This is a genomic window from Silvanigrella sp., from assembly GCF_044369315.1.
Lineage (GTDB): Bacteria > Bdellovibrionota_B > Oligoflexia > Silvanigrellales > Silvanigrellaceae > Silvanigrella.
Map to the genome: position 1 here is coordinate 1 of NZ_JBIPMD010000191.1, position 6,607 is coordinate 6,607.

Annotated in this window: 7 protein-coding genes; 1 reads left to right on the top strand and 6 read right to left on the bottom strand. The window is 28.8% G+C overall.

Annotated elements, in window-relative coordinates; all coding sequences use genetic code 11:
- Window positions 1–75 precede the first annotated feature (75 nt).
- From ACIQ56_RS13125 to ACIQ56_RS13150, 6 genes are all read right to left on the bottom strand, one after another.
- Entirely contained in the window at window positions 76–309 is a 234-nt protein-coding gene (locus ACIQ56_RS13125; protein ID WP_397601506.1) for a hypothetical protein, read from the bottom strand.
- Window positions 310–358: 49 nt separating this feature from the next.
- On the bottom strand, window positions 359–1,339 hold the full coding sequence (locus ACIQ56_RS13130) for a hypothetical protein (RefSeq protein WP_397601507.1): 981 nt from the start codon (window positions 1,337–1,339) through the stop codon (window positions 359–361).
- A 304-nt stretch (window positions 1,340–1,643) separates the two neighbouring features.
- Entirely contained in the window at window positions 1,644–2,525 is an 882-nt protein-coding gene (locus tag ACIQ56_RS13135) for a hypothetical protein (RefSeq protein ID WP_397601508.1), read from the bottom strand.
- A 14-nt stretch (window positions 2,526–2,539) separates the two neighbouring features.
- A complete protein-coding gene (locus ACIQ56_RS13140; protein WP_397601509.1) occupies window positions 2,540–3,871 on the bottom strand; it encodes a hypothetical protein in 1,332 nt (443 codons plus the stop codon).
- Complete coding sequence (locus ACIQ56_RS13145) at window positions 3,868–4,920, bottom strand: cysteine synthase family protein (RefSeq protein ID WP_397601510.1); 1,053 nt, start codon at window positions 4,918–4,920, stop codon at window positions 3,868–3,870. Before ACIQ56_RS13145 ends, ACIQ56_RS13140 begins: the two co-directional genes overlap by 4 nt.
- A gap of 64 nt (window positions 4,921–4,984) precedes the next feature.
- Complete coding sequence (locus tag ACIQ56_RS13150; protein ID WP_397601511.1) at window positions 4,985–5,239, bottom strand: hypothetical protein; 255 nt, start codon at window positions 5,237–5,239, stop codon at window positions 4,985–4,987.
- 874 nt (window positions 5,240–6,113) lie between these two features.
- On the opposite strand from ACIQ56_RS13150, the gene ACIQ56_RS13155 reads away from it, so the two are divergent.
- Window positions 6,114–6,422 carry an ATP-binding protein gene (locus ACIQ56_RS13155; protein ID WP_397601512.1) on the top strand — a complete coding sequence of 103 codons (309 nt, stop codon included), beginning with the start codon at window positions 6,114–6,116 and terminating at the stop codon, window positions 6,420–6,422.
- Window positions 6,423–6,607: the final 185 nt, after the last annotated feature.

Consider the following 6,607-nt stretch of genomic DNA (forward strand, 5'->3'; position numbering starts at 1 on the left):
TTTTCATAATATCCTAAGCGCCTTCGTGGCTCTGCTAATTTATCCATTGACTCTCCTTTTCATGATGGAAAAGTGTCAACTTGAAATGGGGGTTAGGATCAGTTTGTTTTCATTGAAAGCTTCGTGTGTTTTTATAGTTTCTTGCAATTGAACTTGAATATTGTCTAATGATTTTTTTAAGTCATTTAAGTTTTCTGTTTCGATTTCTCTGTTTTCTGTTATTTTAGTTTCAATCTCTTTTTGAATTGAAATAAGATCATTAGTAGAATTTTTTAATTCTTCAATGAATGTTGATGATAAATTTGTCATAAAAATTTTCCTTGAATTGTAATATATTTAGATTGAAAATAATTTTTGTTTAAAAACTATACCCAATATCAGCACCGATCATTTGTATTCTTTTTGTTAAGGCATAACTTGCAAATAAGGATATTCCTTTTTCCCATTCATAACCAATACGAGCTTCTCCACCAAGAGCAAAGTCATTTATTTTTTCTGTTTTATTATTAATATCAATCCATTCATTACCTAAGAGAAGGCGAGCTCCTGTTACAAATCCTTTTATACCTATGCCACCACCTACAAATACATAAGCATTCATAACATTTGTTACTTCTTGGTCATTTATTTTAATGCCACTTATGGAAGATATAAATTTAACACCAACTTCTGGTCGAATAAATGTATTTCTATTTATCCATGCAAATTCAGCACCTCCAGATAAATAATTTAAATATCTTCCATCAACGACAGTGTCCATTCCTGTTCTGATAGCGACACGAAAATTTGGATTTTCATTGAAGAAGGCATTCTTTTTCTCATTTTTTTTATTTTGTTCTATTTCATCATCAATAGATGCCAGTCTTTGTTTTTCATTAAGATCTTTATTTAATTGATCTTGTTGATTTTTTAATTTTATGTCTTCCAAAGATTGGGTTAGTTCTGAAATTCTTTTTTTATCAGATTCATCCTTTATGATAAAAACAATTTCATTTTTTCTTCCTAAATCTTTATTTTCACCCATAGAAATTTTCTTAATTAAAATATCTGGATACTTTAATTTAACTATTCTTTCTAGAGTTGTTGATCTTTCTTTAGATAATATGAAATTATGATTTTTTGTTCCGGTTAAACTAGCAGAGCTTATGATAGTTGCTGCCGTTATGTCTTTGTTATTTAACTTTTCAAAACATTCGTCTAAATTGTTTTGATTGATAAAATTTACAGATGAATTATTTTCAAATTCAATAATACAATTGAATTCTTCTGATGCTTGTATTGATATTGGAAAAGAAACAAAACAAAATAACGTACCAATTTTAATTAATTTCGTCCTCATTTTTGAACTCCATCTTTTTATTTAATTTTTTTTGATTATTTATTACAACGAATAAATTTAAATTTTATAGAGTAAAGCTTGCTCTACCAACTAGCTATCCCTAGTAGGAGTTGGGATCTTTCGATCCTATTTTTAATATATCTATTTTTAATTCAAAAACAAGAAATTGATAAGTATATATTTGTTAAATGTATTAATACAATATTAAAATTAAAGAAAAAGTATTTTAATAAATTTAAAAAAAATTTAAAAAAAATTTAAAAAAAATTTAAAAAATAAATTAATATAATATATAAATAGTATATTAATTTATTAATCTTGATCCTGATATTAACGGAAAAACACCAAGGATAGTAAGAGGGTGAATAAGAGAATGTACACGATCAAGTAAACGATTTTGATCTGTTGAATTATGATCAAACATAACTCCCAAAACAGTTCCGGTATGTGCGCAATTGACACCAAGCCCACCAAAATCTTTTGTTCCCTTAATTAAGGTATCTAATGGGTCTTTGTATAATACATTCTGATTTATTTTAGCACTTAATGTAGCTGCTTTAGCTATGAAATGGATATTTTTTGTCATGAATCCCTCTTTTATCATTTTTAGAGCGCTTCTTAAAGAGTTTTCATTTTTAATGGAAATATATCTTGCAAGATTTCTATCAAATTTTTGAGTAGATACTTCACCACCAGAGTCTATAATGATAAAAGATAATGAAGGAATATATTTAAATTTTTTATAAATATTTCCTTTTAAATGATTAATATAAGATATTCCTGGTAAAAAAACACCATCAGAGGAGTGATCTACAGAAATCAATAAATTTGTGATTTCATTATCGCTTAGGCTTTTATTTAAAGCCTTGCTTAATGCAAGTAATACCGCAGTGAGTTCAGCAGTGCTTGACGCAAGTCCTTTTCCTCTCGGGATGTTAGAATCAATTTCTAGATTTAGAGATACCTTTTCATTCATATTAAAGTGAGAAAAAATTTTTTTAATGATTTTATTTATTTTGGAATATTTTGATTCTTCTAATGGTTCCATTAAATTAGAGTTCTTATTAAGGGTAACACTTGCTTTTGCAAAAAAAGGGATTGGACTATTAATTAAAAAATCTTGGTCATCAATAAAACCTTGAAGAAGTTCGCCACAAGTACCAGGCGCTAGGGCAGTGTATTTCATATTTTTTACCTTTTTTAAATTAATTTTTGTTTTGAATATTGATGAGTATAATAACTCCAAGGAACTTTTATACTTAAAATTAAAATTTCTAAAATAAATGAAATAATCATAGCATAAGCAGCAACAAGAGCTCCTGAAAAATTTAAATAAATTCCCAAAAAAGAAACAAATAAAAGAACTGCGGTTCCTGATAAGGTTGCAAAATTAATTTCTTTTGTTTTTCCCACTCCCATTAAAAGTCCTTGCATCACATTTTGCATTGCTACAAATATGGGAATACAAAAACAAATGGTTAATATTTTTTGAACTCCATTTAATAAAATTTCATTTTGTCCAATAAATAAAATAAGAGTATTTTTTCCTAAGGTGCTCGTAACTAAAAATAAAATAAATAAAGATAGAATAGATCCAACGCTAAGAGCAAAGATAATAAAATCATAAGGATGATATTTTTCCTTGTTACGAATGATAACTTGTTGAATCATTCTTGTTGTATTTGCAAAAACAAGTACGAGAGCCCAAGTAACGGGCCAAATGGCTAGAGAGATTGAGCTATCTGTTGCACGTGCCAAAAATAAAATTAAGAGAGCTCTACCACCCCAGACAAGAACCATGGAATGTGCTAATGGCCAATAATAGATCCAAATATCTTTTACACTTTTGGGATTCAAAGGAAGGGGCTCTTTTTGTGATTTTGTTTCTTTATATGTATCTTTGTATTTTTGAGCGGCTAAAAAAACAAAGACGGTTTCTGCTAAAACGCCAATCATCATAGATCCGCCAGCTAAAAAACCACTATTGATGTTTAATAAAAATCCAATAAATAAACAGATAAGTAAGACAAAAAAACGAAAAAAACCTGCGTGTGCTAATGTCTTCTGTTTGCCATTAATAATTAAAATGCCTTGATAATATCTTCGAATCGCAATAGAAGATGGCCATAACAAAAGACATAAAAGCATTTTATGGGCAATAGAAGAAATTTCATTTGAAATTCCAAATAAATTTATAGTTACCCAATAAAAAACAGGTGGTATTGAAAGTATCAATAGACATGTTGTTAAAATAGCACACGAAATGAATAAAAAACGCCATAAAGCTTCACGGGATTCTTTTTTATCAGATAAAGCATTAGAGGCGTGAAGCATAGAAATGATAGGACTTTCAAATAAAACAACAATCGATTTGATAAAACCCAATGCCGCAAAATTTTCTTGAGTCCGAGGCATATGCGCTAATGCTGTATTTACCATGGGATCGCCCATTGCCATGGTAACATCGCTAATAGAAAGCGGTAAAAATTCTTTCCATAAGGTACACATTTTTTTTATAAATAAATTTTTCATGATATTTTACTTTGTTTTCTGTAATAAAAATTTTCAACAGGTTTTAAATTTTCAATTTCAGTATGAAGGATTTCATTTGATTTTAATTTTATATTTTGTTTTTCAATCCATTCGTTATTGTAAATCGTGTCTAAATATCGATCTCCTCTGTCTGGGTTTATCATTAAAATCGTTTGTTCCTTTTTTGTTTCGAGTGCGTATGAAATACCAGCGGCAACAATAGCTCCCGTTGATCCTCCGAGCAATAAACCTTCTTTTTTAGCTAAAGTATGACAAACAGAAAAAGCTAAATTATCGCTGACACTGTAAGCAATATCTATCAAATTTTCATTAAATTGCGGTGGGATAAAAGAAAGTCCTAGTCCTGTCATTTTATAAGGATGCGGAGGTGTTCCTAAAATACAAGAACCGGCAACATCAACTCCAATGATTTTTGTATTTGGATAAAACTTTTTAAAAAAAGATCCAATTCCTGTAAGCTGTCCAGAAGTACTTAGTCCGATGACAATGGCATCGGGTGCTCCTTCAAAATCATTTGAAATTTCTTGTGCTGTATAAATGCTATGTGCTGATGGATTTTCTGAATTTTTGTGTTGGCATGGATACCAGGCGCCTAATGTTGAATTTGCAATTTCTTCCGCTTTTTTCATTCGTGCTACTTGCATGGATCCATTTGCGTCTGCTTCAGATAAAGGAACATCAATCAAAGTTGCTCCATAGGCTTCAAGCATTCTTCTTGTTGCTGAAGGTGTTTTTGCATCAACAACAATAAATACTTTGTAATTTTTAGCAGCTCCAACAATAGCAAGGCCAATTCCAAAATTTCCGGAACTCGATTCAACAATGATCCCGTCTTTAGAAAGCAAGCCTTTTTTTTCTGCTTGTTCAATTAAATAAACCGCATTTTTTTCTTTAATGCTTCCACCTGGATTACAGGACTCTAATTTTAAATATAATTTATGAAATTTGCATATCTCATTCATATTATTTAAGCGAACCGTAGGTACATTTCCAACAGCATGCATTACATTTTGATAAAGTTTTTTCATTTCTTAATCCTATTAAAGATGAATATTAAATATTGAATTATAATTTGATTTTAAAATAATGGGATTAAGCGATGGGCGGTCTTAATAAATCATTATGAAATTGAATAGAGATATTTATTTGTCGAACGTATTGATTTTTTTGCAGCTCTTTTCTATTTAAAACAATAAATTGAGCGGTATTATTCATAAAATTTTTACAACATTGCTCGGTATCTATGCCTGCTCCACAAATGGGGAAATAATTTGAATTTCCTCTTTCTATTTTTACTGTTTTGCTTGAACTTGATTTATCTGTTTCATTAGACTCAATAAGATACATTTGTTCATTTAAATTAAAACAAGGATGATTTGTAGTTAATACTATAAAAACAAATGAAAATAAAAAAATTTTAATTGATTTTATTTTGTGGAATAAGAAGAGTATGCTTTTTTTAGCGAATCGTCGCAAAATGTTCATGTAAACTTAAGTCTTTCTATTTCTAGCATTCACTAAACTGCATGTTAAAAAAGTCGCATAGCCCTCTTCAGTGGCTCTTTCGAAAATAATACATAAAAAATTTTGATGGGACAACTCTTCGATAGATTTTATTTTGCCACTTTTTTTCATCTATTATATTTCAATTATATTTTTAGAGAAATTTAGATAAAACAAAAGCACTTTAAAATATTGAATATAAAATGATATTGACAATTCCATTATGTAATTTTGGTTAGGTAAACAAAAAGAAAGGTTAAAAGTATTTATAAATAATTTTGATACCTTCGTACCGGGTTAAAGCAAAAAACTTGCAAAAAGATATTTTTATTATAATGACTAAAATTATAGCAAATTGTTTTTTGGTTAGGATTTTGGAGTATTTTAAATTTTTTTTAAATAATAATAATTTTTTTTAAGAATTTATGATTCGATTTTATTAGGAATTTTTTTTAAATTGATTTATTTAAAGATTTTTATTTATATGATTATGAATGAAAAAAAAGGGGAGATATATGTAGAGGTTTTTGTCGCAGAAATAAATTAATTAAAAATTATTCAGATAAATCAAGACAATCATTGTCTTCTAGGCACAATAAACCTATTTGGTAGCAAAATTACTCCCAAATAGGTTTATTGTGAAGTGTTTTATGCTACCTTTTCTAAGCATGTTATGTAGTTCTATTCGATACAAAGTAGATCTCACCTTCTTACTCATCTGGAATCTTTTGCGACAGAGCCAAAATTCAATGTTCTTATTATCGATGATTGGGAACTACACTCCATTACAGAGTCTGAGCAAAAATATTTATTTGAACTTATTGAACTGCGAAGTGAAACATCTTCAAAAATATTTGTAAGCCAAACTCCAATATCAAAATGGCATTCGCTTATGCCAAACTCAACAATTGCTGACGCTATTTTAGATAGAATTGTTCGCACTGCAATTAGAATTGAATTAAAAGGAGAATCTGTGAGAAAAAACTCAGAACGAAAAATTGACGAAGAAGGGAGTTTTATGAAATAGAAGTTTATAGCAGAATATAATTGCATTCTGATGGCCGTTTTGAATCGGAATACCATGCGGTATTTAACTGAAATAGTTCGCCGATTTTAGCAGAATACGCAAATGGATATAATTTAATGACAAGGAATATGAAAATTTTAGCATATTAGGACAAGATCTATGGAAAAAACTTTTGACATCCCTAT